1 protein-coding gene is annotated in these 262 nt (G+C 63.7%); it reads left to right on the top strand.

The window, feature by feature from the left end:
* Positions 1-262: GNA1162 family protein (locus SB786_RS36670; RefSeq protein ID WP_410731644.1), on the top strand; the 262-nt coding region annotated here is incomplete at both ends.

The raw sequence follows: 262 nt of genomic DNA, 5'->3' as shown, positions 1-262 counted from the left end.
GCGCGGACGCGGCCGTGTACGCGACGATCACGCAATACGGCACGAAGTATCGCGTACTCGACAGCGCGACGGTCGTCACGGCATCGGCGAAACTCGTCGATCTGAAGAGCGGCGACGTGCTCTGGCAAGGCAGCGCGAGCGCGAACAGCAACGAAGGCAACAACAACAGCGGCGGCGGTCTGATCGGCATGCTGGTGATGGCGGCCATCAAGCAGGTCGCGAATTCGCTGACCGACAAGAGCCACGATATCGCGGGCGTGAC

The sequence above is a fragment of the Burkholderia sp. SIMBA_062 genome (assembly GCF_046534765.1).
GTDB lineage: Bacteria > Pseudomonadota > Gammaproteobacteria > Burkholderiales > Burkholderiaceae > Burkholderia > Burkholderia ambifaria.
Note: the sequence above shows the minus strand (reverse complement) of the source record. Positions and strands in the feature narration are given on the sequence as shown.